The 20,087-nt window shown below is 66.8% G+C and carries 12 protein-coding genes; 8 read left to right on the forward strand and 4 right to left on the reverse strand.

Going from position 1 to position 20,087, the window contains the following annotated elements:
- Window positions 1-43 precede the first annotated feature (43 nt).
- Window positions 44-4,156: a bifunctional nitrate reductase/sulfite reductase flavoprotein subunit alpha gene (locus tag MAY35_RS10610; protein ID WP_238421302.1), complete on the reverse strand. Its 4,113-nt coding sequence runs from the start codon at window positions 4,154-4,156 to the stop codon at window positions 44-46.
- A 240-nt stretch (window positions 4,157-4,396) separates the two neighbouring features.
- Here MAY35_RS10610 and MAY35_RS10615 point away from each other — a divergent pair, with 240 nt between their 5' ends.
- From MAY35_RS10615 to MAY35_RS10645, 7 genes are all read left to right on the forward strand, one after another.
- On the forward strand, window positions 4,397-5,083 hold the full coding sequence (locus MAY35_RS10615; protein ID WP_238421263.1) for a response regulator transcription factor: 687 nt from the start codon (window positions 4,397-4,399) through the stop codon (window positions 5,081-5,083).
- A 53-nt stretch (window positions 5,084-5,136) separates the two neighbouring features.
- Window positions 5,137-6,624, forward strand: coding sequence for an ATP-binding protein (locus MAY35_RS10620; RefSeq protein ID WP_374237942.1), 1,488 nt, complete (start codon window positions 5,137-5,139; stop codon window positions 6,622-6,624).
- Between the two features lie 207 nt (window positions 6,625-6,831).
- Window positions 6,832-8,382, forward strand: a complete 1,551-nt coding sequence (locus MAY35_RS10625; RefSeq protein WP_238421264.1) for a S1C family serine protease — start codon at window positions 6,832-6,834, stop codon at window positions 8,380-8,382.
- 127 nt (window positions 8,383-8,509) lie between these two features.
- Window positions 8,510-9,169 carry a molybdenum cofactor biosynthesis protein B gene (locus MAY35_RS10630; protein ID WP_238421265.1) on the forward strand — a complete coding sequence of 220 codons (660 nt, stop codon included), beginning with the start codon at window positions 8,510-8,512 and terminating at the stop codon, window positions 9,167-9,169.
- 695 nt (window positions 9,170-9,864) lie between these two features.
- A complete protein-coding gene (locus tag MAY35_RS10635; RefSeq protein ID WP_238421266.1) occupies window positions 9,865-10,506 on the forward strand; it encodes an MspA family porin in 642 nt (213 codons plus the stop codon).
- A 70-nt stretch (window positions 10,507-10,576) separates the two neighbouring features.
- Window positions 10,577-11,263 carry an MspA family porin gene (locus tag MAY35_RS10640; protein WP_238421267.1) on the forward strand — a complete coding sequence of 229 codons (687 nt, stop codon included), beginning with the start codon at window positions 10,577-10,579 and terminating at the stop codon, window positions 11,261-11,263.
- Between the two features lie 187 nt (window positions 11,264-11,450).
- The gene (locus MAY35_RS10645) at window positions 11,451-13,280 is read left to right on the forward strand and encodes an ABC transporter ATP-binding protein (RefSeq protein WP_238421268.1); all 1,830 of its coding nucleotides are present in this window, start codon (window positions 11,451-11,453) and stop codon (window positions 13,278-13,280) included.
- Here the strand turns inward: MAY35_RS10645 and MAY35_RS10650 are convergent.
- From MAY35_RS10650 to MAY35_RS10660, 3 genes are all read right to left on the reverse strand, one after another.
- Window positions 13,259-14,242, reverse strand: a complete 984-nt coding sequence (locus MAY35_RS10650; RefSeq protein WP_238421269.1) for an alpha/beta hydrolase family protein — start codon at window positions 14,240-14,242, stop codon at window positions 13,259-13,261. The genes MAY35_RS10645 and MAY35_RS10650 overlap by 22 nt on opposite strands.
- Before the next feature lie 62 nt (window positions 14,243-14,304).
- A complete protein-coding gene (locus MAY35_RS10655) occupies window positions 14,305-16,215 on the reverse strand; it encodes an ABC transporter ATP-binding protein (protein WP_374237940.1) in 1,911 nt (636 codons plus the stop codon).
- A complete protein-coding gene (locus MAY35_RS10660) occupies window positions 16,208-17,971 on the reverse strand; it encodes an ABC transporter ATP-binding protein (RefSeq protein WP_238421270.1) in 1,764 nt (587 codons plus the stop codon). Before MAY35_RS10660 ends, MAY35_RS10655 begins: the two co-directional genes overlap by 8 nt.
- A gap of 1,479 nt (window positions 17,972-19,450) precedes the next feature.
- Here MAY35_RS10660 and MAY35_RS10665 point away from each other — a divergent pair.
- Window positions 19,451-20,047 carry a hypothetical protein gene (locus tag MAY35_RS10665; RefSeq protein ID WP_238421271.1) on the forward strand — a complete coding sequence of 199 codons (597 nt, stop codon included), beginning with the start codon at window positions 19,451-19,453 and terminating at the stop codon, window positions 20,045-20,047.
- Window positions 20,048-20,087 lie beyond the last annotated feature (40 nt).

The raw sequence follows: 20,087 nt of genomic DNA on the forward strand, positions 1-20,087 counted from the left end.
TGTGTCCATCGGTGGTGGGTTTGCGGGTGGAGTGCTCTGCTCCTCAGTACACGTCCCGCACGTAGCGCTTGTCGGCGGCGAGGGCCTTGACGTAGGCCTCGGCGCCGGCGGGGGAGCGTCGACCGTATTGCGCCACAATTCCTTTCAGGGCGGCGTCGACGTCCTTGGCCATACGTGTGGCGTCGCCGCAGACGTACACGTGCGCTCCGTCGTGAAGCCACTGGTACAGCTCTTCGCCGTGTTCACGCATACGGTCCTGCACGTAGATCTTGTGGTCCTGGTCGCGAGAGAACGCGACGTCGAGGCGTGTCAGCAGGCCGTCGCCGAGCATGGTCGTGAGCTCGTCGCGGTAGTAGAAGTCGGTCGCGGAATACTGCTCGCCGAAGAACAGCCAGTTCTTCCCGCTGTGGCCCAGTGCCTCTCGCTCCCGCAGGAATCCGCGGAACGGGGCGATGCCGGTGCCGGGCCCGATCATGATCATCGGGGTGTCCGGGTCCGCCGGTGGACGGAAATGGCTGGTGGAGGTGACGAACACACCGACTTCGTCCTCGGCGCGGTCGGCGAGGAACGTCGAACAGACACCGCCGCGCGGGGTTCCGTACAGGTTGTATCGCACCGCCGACACCGTGAGTTGTACCTCGTTCGGGCTCTCGAGTGGGCTCGACGAGATCGAGTAGGAGCGGGGAACGATCGGCTTGAGGACCTGCATCCACTCCTCGACGTCGGCGGCGACGGGGTGATCGGCCAGGATGTCGACCGACTGCCTGCCCCACGACCAGTCGTTGAACTGCTGGCGATTACCGGGCGCCGCGAGGGTCTGGAGGTTGCCGGAACCCGTGCGGTCGCCGACGAAACGCGCGAGATCCGGGGTCACGCGAGCGAATTCGAGTCGTTCGCGCAACGCCGTATGCAGGGGCATTGCGTCGCCGCCGACCGTCACCGGCGTATCACTGTCCAGCCCGGTGCGCGTGAGGAACTCCTCGACGAGTGCGGGGTCGTTGTGCGGCCACACACCGAGTGCGTCACCGGCCTGATAGGTCAGGGTGTCGGCCGGGAGCCGGAACCCGAAGTTGCGCACGTCCTTCGCCGATCCGGCTCCATTGAGTCTGTCGTTGCGGACGAGTGAGGTGATCAGCGGCTTCTTGCGCGAGTAGGCCGGTGCGGAGCGGACCGACGGTGCGGCCGCGGAGTCGGCCGGTTCGCTGACGACGGTGACCCGGTCGGCGGTCACCTCCGACGTCGGCGCCTTGTTGCCCAAGCTGATCGCCCGGATGACATCGTTCAGCCATCCGCCGGCCGTCTCCTCGAAGTCGGGTTCGCAATCGACCCGGTCGACGAGCCGACGACCGCCGAGTTCGCCGATCCGCGCATCGAGCTTTCGGCCGTGACCGCAGAAGTCGTCGTAGTTGGAATCTCCCAGCGCCAGAACGGCATAGTCGATCCCGGACAGGTCCGGCGCATCGTCGGAGTTCAGCGCATCCCAGAACGACGACCCGTTGTCGGGCGGGTCCCCGTCGCCGGTGGTCGACGTGACGAACAGGGCGGTGCCACGCAGTTCGTCGACCGCCACGTCGTCCATCGACTTGGCATCGACGTTGCGCCCGCTGGCTTTCACGCGTTCGGCGGCTTCGGCGGCGAGTTCCTCGGCGTTGCCCATCTGCGACGCCCACAGCACGGTGACCGTGTCGGCGGGTGCCTGCGTCGGGGTCGGATCGGATCCGGGCCCCGGCGAGTCGGCATCTGCTTCGGCGCGCGAGTACATGCCGGCAAGGAGGCCGGACACCCACATCCGGACCTCGTCTCGTAGCGGAGCGTCGGTCGGAACGGTCGGCACCCCGGCGCGTCCGGCCTCGAGTCCGGTGGCCATGCCCGCCAGGTACAGCATCTCCGCGGGCAGCAGATCGGGACGCGGTACGTCCGGAACCCCCAGCGCCACGGCGAGTTCCGAGGCGCCATCGGATTTCCCGGCGTGCGGTGACGGTGTCGGTGAACCGACCACCCGGGTCAGGGTCACGGCACACACTTTCAACTCGGGCTGCTGGGAGAGCGGGTCCACTGCGTCCGAGGTGACCGCGTTGATCGCGAGATGCTCGCCGAAGACGTCGTTCCAGTGGAAGGGGACGAAGCAGTTCCCCGGGCGGACACGGTCGGAGATGCGGGCGGGCAACACCGCTCGTCCGCGGCGCGAGGCCACCTCGACCTTGTCCTTCGGCGAGACACCCATCCGTTCGGCATCCGCGGGATGCAGTTCGACGAACGGTTCGGGGTTGAGTTTGTTGAGCTTGGCGACCCGACCGGTCTTGGTCATGGTGTGCCACTGGTGCGGCAACCGCCCGGTGTTGAGCAGGAACGGGTAGTCGTCGTCGGGCATCTCGTCGGGATCGATGTGCGGCCGGGCGAAGAACTGGGCACGACGCGTCGGCGTGGCGAAGGCCAGGCGCGGCACCGAGCCGTCGTCGAGCCGGTGCAGAGTCTGGCTTCGACCGTCGTTGAGGTATCGGATCGGGTTGCGGGACGAGATGTCTGACGGATCGGGCGCAGCGTCGTCGACGGGCGGGGACGGCCACTGCACCGGCGTCCGGCTAAGTCGGTCGTAGGTGATCCCACGCAGGTCATACCCGGTGTTGGGGTTGGCGAAGCGTTTGATCTCCTCGAACACCTCCTCGGCGCTGGAGTAGTCGAACGCGTGGGCGTAGCCCATCTCGGAGGCGATCCGGGCGATGAGCTTCCAGTCCGGGATCGCCTGCCCGGGCGCCGACAGCGCCGGCTCGAACAGCGTGAGATTCCGTTCCGAATTGACCATCACCCCGGTCGATTCCGACCACAGCGTCGCGGGCAGGACCACGTCGGCGTACTGATTGGTCTCGGTCTCGGCGAAGGTGTCCTGGGTGATGACGAGGTCGGCACGTTCGAGTCCCTCGATCACCGTCTTCCGATTACCCACCGAGGCAACCGGATTGGTACAGATGATCCAGCACGCCTTGATGTCCCCGTCGGCCATCCGACGGAACATGTCGACGGTCCCGCCACCGACGTCGGTGCGCAGTGTCCCGGCCGGGAGTTCCCACACGTCCTCGACGAACTCCCGATCGGCGTCGGAGACCAGCGCCCGCTGACCGGGCAGACCCGGCCCCATGTAACCCATCTCGCGACCGCCCATGGCGTTCGGCTGGCCGGTCAGCGAGAACGGTCCACTCCCGGTACGGCAGATGGCGCCGGTCGCGAGGTGGAGGTTGATGAGCGCGTTGGTGTTCCACGTTCCGTGCGTCGACTGGTTGAGCCCCATCGTCCAGCAACTCATCCAGTTGCCCGCGGTCCCGATGATCTCGGCGGCGGCGCGCAGATCGGCGGCGTCGATACCGGTGATGGCCTCGACGACGTCGGGTGGGTACTGGGCGGCGAAGTCCGGCATCTGCTCGAAGCCGTCGGTGAACGATTCGATGAACTCGTCGTCGAGGTGACCGCCGTCGATGAGCAGATGCAACAGGCCGTTGAGCAGGGCGAGGTCGGTACCCGACTTGATCTGCAGGAACAGGTCGGCCTTGTCGGCGGTGGCGGTACGACGCGGATCGATGACGATGAGTTTCGCGCCGGCCTTGACGCGGTCCATCATCCGCAGGAACAGGATCGGATGGCAGTCGGCCATGTTGGCGCCGATGACGAGGAAGACGTCGGCATGGTCGAAGTCCTCGTACGACCCGGGCGGTCCGTCAGAACCCAGCGACAGCTTGTAACCGGTGCCCGCGCTGGCCATGCAGAGTCGTGAGTTGGATTCGATGTGGGTGGTGCGGACAAACCCCTTGGCCAACTTGTTGGACAGATACTGCGCTTCGAGCGACATCTGACCAGACACGTACAGCGCAACCGCATCGGGTCCGTGCTCGTCGACGATCGCCCGGAGTCGGCGAGCGGTGTCGGAGATGACGGCGTCGAGGTCGGCGGGCCGGAGCTGACCGCCGCGGTCGTCGCGGACCAGGGGAGTGTGCAGGCGGCCACCGGCCGCGAGCATGTCGGCCGTCGTCGAACCCTTGGTGCACAGACGCCCGAAGTTGGTGGGGTGATCGGCACGCCCGACCGTCTTGGTGACCCGGTCGGAGTCCTCGTCGACCTTCATCTCCATGCCGCAACCCACGCCGCAGTAGGCGCAGAGGGTCATCACCGATTTGGAGACAACGGAGCGAGTGGGTGCGGGGACGGTCACGGCTCCCAGCGTCGGAGCCGCATGTTTCGCGACCCGAAGCCCGGCGTTACGCATCCATCAACTTGACCTCACAGGGCGTCGCGCGGGGTGTGAAAGAGGTCCGGAACCGCAGGTGAGCCCTGATATGGTCAGTTCACCGCACGGGTTTCGGCGTTGCTCAGCCCTATCTCAGCCGAGGTGGATAAGACTGTATCCATGCGCATCCTCGTGGTCGACGACGACCGGGCCGTCCGGGAGTCGTTGCGACGGTCGCTCACCTTCAACGGATACAGCGTCGAGACAGCAGGCGACGGTATCGAGGCACTCGAGAAGATACTGGCCGACCGGCCAGATGTCGCGATCCTCGACGTCATGATGCCCCGCCTCGACGGCCTCGAGGTCTGTCGCCGACTCCGTTCCGCCGGTGACGACCTGCCCATCCTCGTGTTGACCGCCCGGGACTCGGTGTCCGAACGGGTCTCCGGTCTCGACGCCGGAGCCGACGACTACCTGCCCAAGCCCTTCGCCCTCGAGGAACTCCTGGCACGACTCCGGGCACTGTTGCGTCGTGCCTCACCGGACGACGACGCCGACAACGAGACCCTCACGTTCGCCGACCTCTCGCTCGACCCGGTGACCCGCGACGTCACCCGCGGGGAGCGTTCCATCAGCCTCACGCGCACCGAGTTCGCACTGCTCGAGATGCTGATGGCCAATCCGCGTCGCGTGCTGTCACGCAGCCGCATTCTCGAAGAGGTGTGGGGATACGACTTCCCGACCTCCGGGAACGCGCTCGAGGTCTACGTCGGTTATCTCCGCCGCAAGACCGAGGCCGATGGCGAGTCGCGACTGATCCACACCGTGCGCGGCGTCGGATACGTGTTGCGGGAGACGCCGCCCTAGTGGGCAGGTCGTCGGACCCGGCGTCGACGCCGACCACCGGGGCCCGGTTTCCGCTGCGCGACCGAATCGCCCAGGCGCTGACCGGCAATGCGGCAGGTGCGGGCGGTTCGGCGGAGAAGGAGATGCGTGCGCCGATGCCGCTCACGCGTGCGGTGTCGCTGCGCACGCGTGTGACCATCCTGTCTGCCACCGTCGTCCTGGTCTCGGTGAGTCTCATGGCCGCCGCGGCGTATTTCGTCGTCTACCGGGCGATGTACAACGACGTCGATCAACAACTGGAGAGCCGCGCCGACGGCATGGCGGCCCTGGCGCGTGCCGGTGTCCTACGCAACCAGCCCGAACAGCTGGTGGCGGGAACGGTGTTCTCCACCAACATCTCCATCGCGCTGGTCACCCCCAGCGGCGAGACCTACCTCATCGGGCAGGTGCCGTTCGAGGACGTCGAACGCGGGATCGTGCGCTCGCCTTCGGTTCCCGGCTCCAACAAGCAGAGTCTGCGCACCACGCGCAACCAGCGGGTCCTCACCCGCAAACTCGACGACGGCAACACCCTTGTGCTGGCGCAGAGCCTGATCCAGACCGATCGGACACTGAAACGGTTGGCCTGGGTGTTGTTCGTGGTGGGTTGCGGCGGAGTCGCTCTCGCGGCCCTGGCGGGGACGACGGTCGCGCGTGCCGGACTGCGCCCGGTCGCACGGCTCAACCGGGCCGTCGAACGGGTCGCCCGCACCAACGATCTCACCCCGATCCCGGTGACCGGCAATGACGAATTGGCGCGCCTGACCGTCAGTTTCAACGCCATGCTCAGGGCACTCGACGAATCACGGGATCGCCAGGCGCGTCTCGTCGCCGACGCCGGGCACGAGTTGCGCACCCCGCTGACCTCGCTGCGGACCAATCTCGAACTGCTCATCGCCGCCAGCCGGCCGGGAGCCCGCGAGGTACCCGAACAGGACATGGTCGAGCTGCGGTCCGACGTCATGGCCCAGATCGAGGAGTTGTCCACGCTGGTGGGCGATCTCGTCGATCTCGCGCGCGAGGATGCGCCCGAGGTCATCTACGAGGAGGTCGACCTGGCCGAGGTCGTCGAGCAGTCACTCGAACGAGTTCGACGCCGCCGCAACGACGTCGAGTTCGACGTAGACCTCTCACCGTGGTTCGTGTTCGGCGAACAGCACGGACTGTCGCGTGCGGTGCTGAACGTGCTGGACAACGCGGCCAAGTGGAGTCCGCCGGGCCGCACCGTGAGCGTCGCCCTGACGCAGGTCGGGATGTCGAGCGCCGAACTCATCGTCGCCGACGCCGGACCGGGGATCCCGGAGGAGGACCGCGAACTGGTCTTCGAGCGGTTCTACCGATCGACGCAGTCGCGGTCGATGCCGGGATCGGGTCTGGGACTGGCGATCGTGCGTCAGGTGGTCGAACGACACGGCGGCCGCGTCGCCGCCGACACCTCACCCCTCGGCGGCGCGCTCATCCGGATGACGCTGCCGGGTCGTGCGACGGCCGCGGAACCATCTCCCCAGGTGATTCGTCAGTAGAGGAGAAGCGCCTGACACCGGACCCCGATCGCCACCCGGCACGACTACGAATTGCTGCGTGCGCACCCGGTGTGACCTGGTCATCGATCACCTAGGGTTGACCGGAGGCGCAGTCAGGGTACGACGGCCGAGGTGTTCCGGCCCCGTCCCAGCCATCGGAAGACACCACACCGGCACAGCGGCCGGATCGACGAGGAAGAGACGAAGATGACGACTGGCGGTTCGCAAGGTGGCGGTCCCTACGGGGGTGGCCAGCACAGCGGTGGCCAGCACGGCGGTGGTCAGCACAGTGCAGGAGACAGTGCCGGGAACCAGCAGGGCGGCACCCAGCACGGCAGCGGCAACCCGTCCGGACCGCAGGGCTCCGGGCCATCGGCCGGGCCGGCCTCCGGATCGTTCCCGGCGCCGGGCGGTCGATCCGGTTTCGGCGGCAGCAGTGCGCCGACGTCGTCCTATGCCAACCCGTCCAACCCCAATCAGGCGTACGTCAATCAGCCCTACTCCACTCCCGGAACGGGTCCGTTCCCGCCCCAGGGGCAGTTCGGCAGCCCCTACGGCCAGCCGTCGTCGACGCCGTTCGGCTCACGGCCCGGGACGCCACAGTCCTTCGGCGGACCCACTCCGGAACCGCAGACCCCGCCCAAGAAGAAGAGCGGTGGACGACTCGCCGCACTCGGTGCCGGGGCACTGATCGTGGCACTGGTCGCGGGCGGGGCGGGCGGCGTCGCCGGCTACACCCTCGCCGACGACGACAACGGCTCGAGCAGTAGCAGCGGACCGCTCGGCGGGGATCCCGGCAACAACACCACGACGCCGGTCGCGGCCCCCGCGGGTTCCGTGCAGGAAGTCGCCGCCAGGGTCATCCCCTCGGTGGTCTCCATCGACGTGGCCGCCGGCGGTGCGATGGGGTCCGGATCGGGCGTCGTCCTGAGCAACGACGGCGTCATCATGACCAACAACCACGTCGTCAGCGCCGGGGGCGACGGCCCGGCGTCGAAGGTCGCGGTGAACTTCTCCGACGGCTCGCGGGCGGAGGCCCGTGTGCTGGGCGCCGACCCGATCTCCGACATCGCGGTCATCAAGGTCAACCGCAACGACCTGACCGCCATCACCGTCGGCAACTCGAACAACCTCGCCGTCGGGCAGGACGTGATCGCGATCGGTTCGCCACTGGGTCTCGCGGGCACCGTCACGACCGGCATCATCAGCGCGCTCAACCGTCCGGTGCTGACCTCACGTGATCCCGGAACCAACACGACCTCGGTGATCGACGCCATCCAGACCGACGCGGCGATCAACCCCGGCAACTCGGGTGGCGCCCTCGTGAACGCGCGCGGCGCCCTCGTCGGCATCAACACGGCCATCGCCACCCTGGGCGGAGGCGAGCAGCAGGCCGGGGGCAGCATCGGCCTCGGATTCGCCATCCCGATCGATCAGGCGATCCGGGTCGCCAGGGAACTCGAGCGCACCGGCAAGGCGAGCCACGCGAACATCGGTGTGTCGGTACGCCCCAGTGGCGGCTCCGACGCTCCCGGCGCCGTCGTGACGGCGGTGACCCCGGGTGGGCCGGCGGCCGCGGCGGGGATCCCGAACGACGCGGTGATCACCAAGGTCGACGAACGCGTGATCTCCTCGGGTGATGCACTGGTGGCGGCGGTCCGTTCGCACGCTCCCGGCGACACCGTGACCGTCACCTACGAGGACAACGGGGCGACCAAGACCGCTCAGGTGAAGCTGGGAACGCTCGAGGTCCGGTGACGTGAACCGCGGCGGTCATCAACCGCCGGGTGACAACTACATAGACGCTGTACCGTCGCCTCCCGCGCCGGGTCAGCCCAGCACGATGACCGTTCCGACGGTCCGACCCACTCAGAAAGGGCCTGCCATGTCCGACGCTGGTTCGCGCAACACCGCCATCTCCACCGGGAGCGACCTCGACGAGAACTCTCTCGACGTCCGTCTCACCGGGGGCCAGGGATCGGTCGATCCCGCCGATGTGGTGGCCGCCGACGCCGCGGCGCGCGAGTTCGTGGCCCGCCACGAACAGGCCACCCACCGACCGCAGGGCGAGGAGGTCGGCCGCGCCCTGGTGGTCGTCGTCGACGACGAGGCGGCCCACGGTGAGGACCAGCGCCTCCTCGGGCCGCTCGTCAGCGAGCTGCTCGCCGAGGCCGGATTCCATGTCGACGCCGCGGTCGTGGTGTCCGGCGACGAGGTGGAGATCCGCAATGCGCTGAACACCGCCGTGATCGGCGGAGTCGATCTCGTGGTGTCGGTGGGCGGCGTGGGCGTCGGGGCACGTGACGTGACCCCCGAGGCGACCGAGCCGCTGCTGGACCGGCGACTCCGGGGGATCGAGGAGGCGGTACGCAGCTCAGGTTTGGCGGCCGGCGCCACCGACGGCGGACTTTCGCGCGGGCTGGCCGGAATCTCCGGTCAGACGCTGGTGGTCAACATCGCCAACTCCCGAGCGGCGGTGCGCGACGGCATGGCGACGGCGGCCCCGCTCGCCAAGCACGTCATCGAGGCCATCAGCGAGTTCTGACCTCGGCTGGTTTGTTGCCAGCGAAATCTGTTCAGCAATACGAAGAAAACCCCAGGTTAACGGGGTGCTACAGAACGTTCGAGGGGGCGACCGACGCCATGACGACCGACCCTGACGACGCGAAAAAATCCGCCGTGAGCAGCGCCGACGGGGTCGCGCGGCGTCGTGCGGACCGCCGTCGGCGGCTCGACGCCGTGTTCGGGAACGTGCTACCCGACGTCACCTCCGACGAGAGTGACGAAAGTCACACAGGCCGCTCTAAGGATTGGTTCGAAGCCCAACGGCCGCCGCATTACGAATAACGAGCGCAACGCCGCACATACGCGCATCAGCGTGTTTTCCTGTCGTTAACTTTGCACTTTCGATAGCTGGCGGATTTCGCATTCACTATGGTGCGTGGCCTGTTCGTGACACGCCTGAGTCCTCCTGTTGCCCCACTTGAGACCCCTCCGATAACGTTCGGCTCGACAACGCTCGGGTCCCCAAAGTCGGGGACTGAGGGTGGTCCTGCGATCTGTCGCGAGTGACAACGCAGCAGTGACCAGGATTTCGATGGATTCTTAACGACGGCTAAGACATGCGTAAGAGCGTGCTTAGTGGTAACTGTGTGGAAGCCCATCGAACGTCGAGGGTCATGACTTGCGGGTGTGAGTGCATTCCGCGGGGTATCAGCCGAATCCTGTGAGAGGGAACGAATGAGCAAGTTCAGCAAGCTTGGGCTGCGCCGCGCCGCGGGCGCGGTCGCGATCGCCTCGGCCGCGGTCGTGGGCCTGGCCGGCATGGGTGTCGGCGAGGCGTCGGCAGCGAAGCTGCCGAATGGTTACAAGAACGCCACCGGTATCGACGGCGAGTCCATCCAGACGTGGCGTACCGCCGAGAGCGCGTACCCCATCCCGACGGTGGCCAACAACCCTGCCTCGCGCGGTTTCGTGATCTCGGGTACCTACTCCGGCAAGGCCTCGGCAGGCGTCGGCGGCAACCTCGCCGTGAAGTACATCGTCGGTTGCCAGGTGGACGTCAGCGGGATCACGCTCGACCTCAGCGGCGCGATCAGCCTCACCGCCACCACCTTGTCCGGTTCGCTCGGCCTCCCGCTGAAGCCCGGCCAGGTCGCGGTTGTCGACATCACCGACAAGGACTTCTCCGATTCGGGTGTCGCCGCGGTCCAGCTGTCGCAGCTCTCGTTCAACCTCAACCAGTGCGGTGGCTTCGCCTCGGCCCGTTCGGCTGTCAAGACCATCGGCGCCAAGGGCTACAGCACCGACGACGGCAAGGTCAGCGGCGAGGGAACCCTCATCCAGTCCACCCTGTACGGCCAGCCCTTCACCATCGGCTGATCAGCTCAGATAAACCAGCTTTTCCTGACTTGTCTGCCCTGAGCAGATCGATATTCCACGAAGGGGAATCATGAAGAAGAACATCACGCGTCGCGTGGTTGCGGCGGCCGGTCTCGCCGGTGCCGTCGCGATGGGCCTCACCAGCCTCGGCGCCGGTGGCGCCACCGCCGGCCCCCTGGCAGGCGGCACCATCACCAAGACCCTGGTCGACGGCACCCCCGTCACCGTTCAGCTGTTCGACGAGTACGTCAACGTCCAGCGTCCGATCAGCAACGTCCCCACCACCCGTGAGGTGTGGCTGTCGGGCAAGGTTCGCGTCACCGTCGGCGGCAAGGCCGAGGGCGGCTCGGTCAAGGTCGGTTACGACGTCGGCTGCCAGGTCAACTTCGGTGGCGGCGAGGTCAGCGTGCCCGGTGTCGCAGGCGGCATCGACTACAGCGACCCGTCGAACGTGACCGTCGGTGGCGGTCTCGACGGTGAAGAGGTCGGCGGCGGCTTCTCGCTCGGCCCGGGCGAGGTCAAGCGTCAGTGGCTGATCAACGAGACCTCGGGCGACGACAAGTCGTACAAGGGCTACGAAGTCAACGCCTACACGTTCAAGGGCAACAAGGGCGGCGTCGTCTACAGCCAGGAGCAGTTCAAGGTCGAGAGCTGCGCCGGTTACGCCGCTGCTCGCGCCTTCATCCAGGTGACCGTCAGCACCGACGCCGTGAAGGGCGTTGTCGCGCTCAACGGCAAGCCGTTCAGCATCGGCTGACAGCTTCTCTCGTACTACACCGCGGGGCGGGAATCCGACAGGGTTCCCGCCCCGCGGTGTTTGTGTGTCTGCTGTCGGGTGTCTGTGAGGGTGCTGTAACCGCCTCTCGCAGGGTCCTTTTCACAGGGTCGACGCTCTAACCTCGACCGCGGTGGTGCCGATGCCGCCGTTGAGGGAGTGATCGAGGGTGAGTGTGCCGACCGACGTGGACCGCGCTACGGAAACGGTGGGGGACACGCGGCCGCCGACGCTGTCGGTGATCGCGACGGCGCGCCGCTTCGCACCGTTGCTCGCCGGTTTGCGGTGGCGACTGGTCGCGGCGATCGGGTGCCATCTCCTCCAGGTGGTCACCACGGTCATCACGGTGGCCGTCTTCGCCCACATCGTCGATGACGTACTCGTCACCGGCGACCTCGATGCTCTCGTGGGCCCGCTGATGATCTGGGTCGGTGCGTCGCTGACCGGAGCGGCGGCATCCTTCGCCGGGAGCATGCTGACCGGAGGAGTGACCGAGACCCTGCTACTCCGCCTTCGTGACCGCCTCTACGCCCACACCCAGCGCCTGGCTCCGCACGCGCGTCGACGTTTCGGCACCGGCGATCTGGTGTCCCGGAACACCGGAGACGTGGAGGCCGTCGACAGTCTCCTCTCGTCGGGCATCGTGACGGGCTCCGTGGCCGGGATCAGTCTTGCGGTCTACGGCGCGGCCGCCTTCGTGACGAACTGGCAGCTCGCCACTGTCGCCGCGGTGCTCGCCCCGATGCTGTGGCTGATCGCGCGCCGGTTCGGCTCGATCGTGAAATCCGCTGCCCGCAACGAACGCAACGCCGCGGGACAGATCAGCTCGCTCGTGGCCGAGGGCATCGCCAACTCCCTGGCCATCGTCGCCGACAATCAGGTCACCCGTGACCGTCGTCGTGTGCTCCGGCAGAGCCGGCGGTGGCGCGACGCGCGTATGTCGGAGGTGAGGGCGGATGCGGCTTTCGGCGAGGCGGTCACCATCGTCGAGGTTCTCTGCATGATCGCTGTCATCGCGCTCGGTGCGTGGCAGATCTCCACCGGCGCGGCCGACTTGGGCACGCTCATCGCGTTGACGGGTTACCTCGGTTATCTCTACCCGCAGATCCAGACGCTGGGCGGTCTCGTCGTGGAGGTGACGTCGGCGACCGCAAGTGCCGAGCGCGTCGCAGAGGTGCTCGACGCCCCGATGGGCGTCGGCGAGTCCGGAGCCGAGGACGCCGAACGGCCGGAGGACCACACCGGCAATCCGGGGTACGCACTCGCCCACACCGCGGCTCCGCCTCCAGTCGGCCTCACGCTGACCGGCGTCTGCTTCGCCTATCCCGGGTCGGCGAAGCGTGTCCTCGACGACGCGCAGCTCGACGTGGCACCCGGTGAGGTCGTAACCGTCACCGGGCCGAGCGGCGCGGGCAAGAGCACGCTGACCTACCTGCTGCTGCGGCTGTACGACCCCGACGCCGGTTCGATCCGTCTCGACGACAACGACATCCGCCGGATGAGTCTCGAGATGGTGCGAGCACAGATGTCGGTGCTGCATCAACGTCCGGCGCTCCTGCGCGGCACCATCGCCGACAACATCGCATTCGGAGGCCCGGGCGTGACGCGGGCCGACATCACCGCGGCGGCCCACGCCGCCGGGGCGATGGAGTTCATCGACGCCCTTCCCGGAGGTCTCGACGCCGAGATCGCCGAACGCGGGGAGAACCTCTCGGGGGGCCAACAGCAGCGCATAGCATTCGCGCGCACCATCGTTCGGAACCGGCCGCTGCTGATCCTCGACGAACCGACCACCGGGCTCGACGACGAGACCGTCGCCGGGATCCTCGAACCGCTCGCGGCGGTGGCGTCCACGCGCACCACGCTGCTCATCACCCATGATCCGCGCGTCCTGGCGATCGCGGACCGTCGGATCGAGTTGCGTGACGGGGGCTTCGAGGAGCGACGACTCGTCGGATCGAGGGCCGATTCAGGCGGTCAGCCGATGGCGCGCTCGTAGAACGGCCATGACCGGTGGAGCTGGTCCTGCCAGTATTTCCACGAATGAGTGCCGGTCGGGGGCAGGTCGACCGTCGCCGGAATGTTCAACTGCCCGAGACGGTTCAACAGTTGGACCGTGCAGACGAGGGTACCGCCCTCGATGACGCCACCGACCACGATCTGATCGGCGAGGGTGTCGAGATCCTTGACGTACCGCGGTGTGTCGTACTGTCCCGGTAGGCCGCCGGCATTCGAGATGTAGAGCTGCTTGCCGCGGAGTTTGTTCGCGTTGACCACCGGATCGTGGTTGCGCCAGCCCGGGCCGTTGTACGGCCCCCACATGTTGGTGGCGTCGCCGTTGCCGCGAATCTCGACCACCAGCCGGATGTTCTCCTGCCCGAATGGATCCGACGTCGTGGCGCAACCGCTGTAGGAACCGACTGCCTGGTACAGATCCGGATGCTCGATGGCGAGGTTGAGCACCGAGGTGGCCGACGACGAGATCCCGCCGATCGCGTTGCGGCCCGACGTGTTGTAGGTGGCGTCGACCACCTGCGGCAGTTCCTTGCCGAGGAAAGTCGACCACTTGTGTACGCCGAGGACCGGGTCGGGCTTTTCCCAGTCGGTGTAGTAGCTGTACTGCCCGGCGTTGGGGATCACGACATACAGGTTCTTGTTGCGGGTGAACTCGACGATGTCGGTCTTCTCCAGCCAGTTTGCGCGATCTTCGCCGCCGCCCGCGCCGTTGAGGAGATAGAGCACGCCGCGTGGCTTCGACTCGTCGGCCGGCTTGATCACGGTGAGCGGGACGTCGCGGTTCATCGCATCCGAATGGACGACGATGTCGGTCACCCGCTCACCCGCGACGCCCGGGCTCACCAGTCGCGGTGCCGCGTTCGCTCCGCCGCTCAGTGGTGCGACGAGTGTGATGCTCAGGGCCACCACCGCGGCCATGCCGAATCTGCGCCAGCTGCTGGACATGTGTTCCTCCTGCTCGGGGGATGGCGAGCCCGCGCCTGCGCGCACTCGGTCGGTCGTCTCTGTCATGGCTCAGTACCCGTTTCGAGATCACCCGTGATCGGAGTCCCGGTGCCCGGGCCCAGGCCACACCTGCGGGCGTAGATCCCGCCTGCGGCGACCAGTTCTCGGTGGGTCCCGGCTTCGACGATCACCCTATCGTCGAGAACGACGATGGTGTCGGCCAGCGCTGCGGTGGCCATGCGATGGGTGATCAGCAGGGTCGTGGTCCCGGCGCGCAGGCGGTGCAGCGCGCGCTGCACGAGCAGTTCGGTGCGGGGGTCCGCGGCGCTCGTCGCCTCGTCGAGGATGAGGATCTGCGGCGCGGCGGCAATCGCGCGGGCCACGGTCACCAGCTGCTTCTCGCCGGCGCTCAGATTCTCCGATTCCTGGCCGATGACGGTGTCCACACCGTTCGGCAGGGCCGAGACGATCTGTGCCGCATGACTGTCCTCGAGCGCCCCGGACACGTCGTCGGACTCGTCCATGCCGAAGGCGATGTTCTCGCGCACCGTCCCGGTGAACAACCAGGGTTCCTGGGTGACGACGGCCATGTGCGCGCGTGCCTGCTGCGGTCCGAGGTCGGCGATGTCCACGCCGTCGATGGTGATCGAACCGTGCGTCGGTGTGTAGAACCCCTGGAGGAGATTGGTGAGAGTGGTCTTTCCCGACCCGGTCGTCCCGACCACGGCCGTGGTGGTGCCCGGTGCCATTCGGAAGCTCACCGAGTCGAGGACGGGATTGCCCTCCTCGTAGGCGAAACCCACGTCGTCGAAGACGATCTCGGGAGGTCGCGCATGTCGTCCGGGCGGCGCGTGTACAGCGACGTCGGTGTCGGCGCCCGGGTCCTCCGCGGCGTCGAGCACCTCCCGTACCTTGCTCGCCGACACCGTGCCCGACTGCACCTTGGTCACGAATCCGGCCAGCTCGCGGACCGCGCTCGTCAGCTGTTGGGAGAACACCACCACGACCTGTGCCGCACCGAGGCTCAGGTGACCGTCGACCACCATGATGCCGCCGAGGACCGCGAGTACGAGGAACACCAGCGCGTTGACCGCGGTGAGGACAGGTGGCAGTGAGCCGCCGGTCCATTGCGCCGCGCGGACGGAGGTGAACAGCTTTCGGTTGAGGTCGTCGAATCGGCGGGCCGAGACCTCTTCGGCGTTGTACGCCTGGAGCGTTCGTCGGGCGCTCAGTTCTTCTTCGATGTGCCCGGTGAGTGCGGCCGTGGTGGTCCATCGATCTTCGAGATGAGGGCGGGCGCGCCGGGCGAGGAGAACGGCGGCGACTGCCGACACCGGGGCCGCCACCAGCGCCACGGCCGCCAGCACGGGGGAGATGACGAAGAGCACGGCGGTGACCACGACGAGCGTCAACGCGTTGGTGGGAACGGTGACCAGCACGGGTGCGATGACGGTGGCGGCATTGTCGGTGTGCGCGGTCAGTTTGCTGACGAGGGCACCGCGTTGGGTGTTCTCGAAGTAGCGCAGCGGCAGACGATGGATCTTGTCCTCGATGCGTTCACGCAAACCTGCCACCGAACGCTGCACGGCGACGGTCAGCATCTGGCCCTGCGTGAGACCGAGGACCGCGACCACCGCGAAGACGGCGATCTGTGTGCCCAGGAGAGTCCACAACAGACGCCAGTTCATGGTCGAGTCGCCGACGGTGCCGTCGACAATGACATTGGTGATCGCCCCGAAGAGGATCGGTGCGACGACGCTGCCCACCGCGGCGAGGATGGCGAACAGCGAGATGACCACCCCACGACCGCGGCTGAGATGGAGCTGGCCGATCAGCCATCGCAACGAACCGTCTCGGCCACCTCCTCCCGAGCCTGCCGTCGGTATGTGGGATCGCGTTGTGCCGGAGGATGTTCCGGGAAGCGGCGGCGTCGCGCGTGCGGGAGCCGCCGGGCGCGATTTCTCGTCAAGCACTGGTCACCGCCTGCGCGTGGGCGATGTCCCGGTAGATGTCGCTGCGGGCGCGCAGGGACTCGTCGGTCCCGACATCGACCATGCGACCCGCGTCGAGAACGGCGATGACGTCGGCGTGCCGGACCGAGGACACCCGCTGTGCGGCGATGAGCACGGTCGCGTCGGGATGGGTGGTCCGTAGTTGTTCGATGATGCGGGACTCGGTGTCCACGTCGAGGGCGCTGAACGGGTCGTCGAGGATGTAGAGCGACGGCCGGCGGAGCACGGCGCGCGCCAGTGCGAGTCGCTGACGCTGCCCGCCGGAGAAATTGCGTCCCTCCTGCGCAACCGTGGCGTCCAGCCCCCCCGGCCGCGTCGTGATGAACTCCGCCGCCGCGGCCACTTCCAGTGCGGCCCACAGGTCGTCGTCGGATGCATCGGGTCGGGCGAGACGAAGGTTGGTGGCCACCGTCCCGGAGATCAGGGCCGCGCCCTGACCGACATAGGCACTGCGCGCACGGATCCACGCGGGGGCGAGGCCGGTGACGTCGTCGGCGTCCCAACGCAGCAGCCCGCCGGTGGGGTCGGCGAATCGCAGTGGCAGGGAGAGCAGGGTCGACTTGCCGCTGCCGGTGCCGCCGAGGATGCCGGTGACGCTCCCGGCCGCGCACATCAGCGAGATGCTGTCGACGGCGGGGGATTCGGCGCCGGGGTAAGCGATGGTCACCTTGTCGAAGACGATCGTCGGAGGGTTCGACGGCGTATCCGTCCCCGGATCCCCGGCGTCGAGGATCTCGGTGTCGAGGACCTCGGTGATGCGCCCCGCGCTCGTGACCGCGCGCGGGATGATCCCGGCGACCACGGTCAACAGCGAGACCGCGAGCAGGATCTGCCCGAGATAGCCGACGGTCGCGGTGATCTGCCCGATCTGCATCTGGCCGCGATCGACGAAGACGGCTCCCAGTGCGGTGACCGCGACCACCGCGAGGTTCGAGACGATCGTGACCACGGGCAGCATCAGCACCTGGAGACGGCCCAGCTGCAATGCCGTGTGGGTCAACTCGTCGTTCTCGACGGCGAAGCGGGCACGTTCGCGGTCCTCCCGGCGAAAGGTCCGGATCACGGCAATCCCGCGGAGTTGTTCGCGCAGCACCCGGTTGACGACATCGAGGCGCCGTTGCAGGCGGGCGGCCCACGGGACCAGCCGGCGGACGAGTAGCGCGACGAGGAGTACCAGCAGGATGCCCGCGATGACGATGACCGGCGCCATCCGCCACCCCTGGGCCAGCGAGAGGACCAGGGCGCCGAACAGCATGAGCGGAGCGGTCACCACGACGGTGAGGCTGATGAACAGGAACCCTTGCACCTGACCCACGTCGCCGGTTGACCTCGTCAACAGGCTCGACAGTCCCAGTCGGGCAACCTGGGGATCGGTGAACGAGCTGACGCGTACGTTCAGCCGCGCCCGCAGGTCGCGCGCGGCGGTCGCCGAGATATGTGAGGCCAGGTAGGTGGCGCCCAGCGAGACCACCAGGTTGACCGCGGCGACGATCACCATGATGACGCCGACGCGTTTGATGGTCTCGATGTCGCCGCGCAGGATGCCGTCGTCGATGATCGCTGCGTTGAGTGCCGGCTGGGCGAGAGTGGTGAACACCGACGCGATCTGGAAGACGAGGAAGCCGATGCATGCCGCCGGGGTGGTCCGGACCGCGTCCGAGATGAGGGTGAGCAACGCTCGTACCTCATCCTTGCTCAATGAGCGGGTGACGGGCATCTGGTGAGGCTACTCCCGGTTGTACGACCATGGCCGACCGCGCATGGATGAGTCGTTCGGCGGAAATCGATCCGCAGGGCAACCAGCGGCGCTGAAGTTGTTCAGAAGTGTACAGACGCGGCAATCGTTCCGGTCGCGCGCTGCAAGTGTCGATGCATCGTCAATTGGTGGCGAACCATCGCATATATCGTGACCGCCCAGAGGTTGCGCCGAATACACAGCCGCCCCGCGGCCGAATCCGCGGGGCGGTGTGTTCGCGACGTTATTACGTGGCAGCGTCGTCCGAGCCGGATTCAATCGACCCGGTGACCAGCTCGACGATAGCGTCAGTGATTGCGCCTTGGATGATCTCTGCCATGGAAACTCCTTCGTCGTGTGGAAACAGCCGAACGTGGACGTCGAACAAAACCATCGACGTTCACATCGCAGACTGTACGATATTCGACAATATTGCGGTCACGGCACGTGGTCGATGTATGAACGACGGAGCAATTCCGAGTGCTCGTCAGCACACTGATCTCGCTGGCCCCCGTCCGCGATGAGCGGACTTCAAACAACAAAAACCGCCCCGGGCCGTGGCCGAGGGCGGTTTCTGAACTGCAAACGGTCAGTTCGCGGTGTCGGAGTCTGCCGAACCGCTCTGCAACTCTTTGAAGAGTTCGTTCAGGTTGATTTCGATGCCAGTGGCCATGTCGGTCTCCTACGAGTGGTGGTGCTGGAATGTCTGTCGGTCGATGGCGCTGCTACGGAAGCCGATTGGCTGTTGCAGCGTCAGGTGACCGCGTGTTCCGACGGAAGTCCGCCGGGCCGGTGTGAGCCGGATCAGTCGACCGGATCGCCGTAATTGTCGTCGGACCCACTGAAGAGTGCCGCGATCGCTTCTTGGATGCTTCCGCCGTAGATCTCGCCCATGTTGTTCTCCTTCGTCACATTTGATTTCGAGTACACCGCAGAGTCTCCATGGCGGTGACACAGCCGACGGTACTCGATCATTTCGAGCCGTCCCGGGAAGAGTCTGAGTTCAATGTCAGCTCTCGAAAGAAAGCGCACCCTCCCGGTCGGAAGATGAAGTTGTGGTGAGGCTCGCGAGTCGCCCGTACCGGGCTGGTCGCGAATCAGTCCGAATTACTCCGCCGCGTACGAACCGAAGCCGTCGTCGCCATCGGAATCGGTGACGATTTCCTCGAGGTACAGGCGAATCCAGGAAATGCTGATGGCGTCGGACATGTCAATCTCCTCATGGGTTGTCGACAAACTCTTTGTGTCGCGCGTCGTTCCGTCTCGAAGACAGCAACGCGGCTGACCATACCGCACCCCACTTGGCCTGTCCTCCGCAGAAGCAGTTGAATTCTGGGTGAAATGTATTCGGCTGGCTCGGCGTGCGCGGATTCCTGTCCCGCCGCGGTCCCGGCGTGGCAGGAAGTCGACGCGGTGTGCTGGTATGAACCCGTGACGCGACCTGATGAGTCAAAAGGCACGATGACGATTCGACCGCTCTCGCTTCCGGATCTCGACCTTGCGCTGGACCTGCTGCAGGACGGGTTACGCGAGGTTCCCATGTACCGGTGGCTGATCGGTGACGACGCTGAGCCGGACGCATATCGCTGGTACGGCGAGATACTCTTCGTCGAGTATCTGCACGGCCTGCGGGGCATCTTTGATGATGCCGGCGTCTTGATTGCGCTGATCGCCGTCTCCGACAACACCGAGGAGTCCGGACGCATCGACGACGATCTCAAGGAGCGCACCCGGCGCCGCATTCGCGAGCTCGACGGTTTTCCGCATCGGTTCAACGAACTGCAGCAGAAGTCCGCGGAGTCAACCGTCGCCGACGATCCGATTCGCGTCATCTTCGTCCTCATCCATCCGGATCACCGTGGAGGGGGAATCCTGGCGCAACTGGTGGACCCCGTCGTGGCACGTGTGCATCGTGAGGGCCGCCCGCTCACCTGCAGCACGAGCGATGCACAGCTCTCGGACCTGTACGCCCGCCGATGGAGCGCCTTTGTCCGCGCGCAGTTCACCCTGACCGATGGGCCGACGGTGTGGGTGCAGCGCATCGACCCGGTCGGTTGAGACGCGTCCGCGCCACACGACGTCCACCACGCACCGAGCC

Origin of the sequence: Gordonia sp. 'Campus' (assembly GCF_022206305.1) — a bacterium.
GTDB lineage: Bacteria > Actinomycetota > Actinomycetes > Mycobacteriales > Mycobacteriaceae > Gordonia.

Bases quoted from the DNA above. Each gene is read 5' to 3' on its own strand.
- MAY35_RS10615 (WP_238421263.1), top strand. From the start codon at position 4,397: ATGCGCATCCTCGTGGTCGACGACGACCGGGCCGTCCGGGAGTCGTTG.
- MAY35_RS10640 (WP_238421267.1), top strand. From the start codon at position 10,577: ATGAAGAAGAACATCACGCGTCGCGTGGTTGCGGCGGCCGGTCTCGCC.
- MAY35_RS10635 (WP_238421266.1), top strand. From the start codon at position 9,865: ATGAGCAAGTTCAGCAAGCTTGGGCTGCGCCGCGCCGCGGGCGCGGTC.
- MAY35_RS10625 (WP_238421264.1), top strand. From the start codon at position 6,832: ATGACGACTGGCGGTTCGCAAGGTGGCGGTCCCTACGGGGGTGGCCAG.
- MAY35_RS10665 (WP_238421271.1), top strand. From the start codon at position 19,451: ATGACGATTCGACCGCTCTCGCTTCCGGATCTCGACCTTGCGCTGGAC.
- MAY35_RS10630 (WP_238421265.1), top strand. From the start codon at position 8,510: ATGTCCGACGCTGGTTCGCGCAACACCGCCATCTCCACCGGGAGCGAC.
- MAY35_RS10660 (WP_238421270.1), bottom strand. From the start codon at position 17,971: ATGCCCGTCACCCGCTCATTGAGCAAGGATGAGGTACGAGCGTTGCTC.
- MAY35_RS10610 (WP_238421302.1), bottom strand. From the start codon at position 4,156: ATGACCCTCTGCGCCTACTGCGGCGTGGGTTGCGGCATGGAGATGAAG.
- MAY35_RS10650 (WP_238421269.1), bottom strand. From the start codon at position 14,242: ATGTCCAGCAGCTGGCGCAGATTCGGCATGGCCGCGGTGGTGGCCCTG.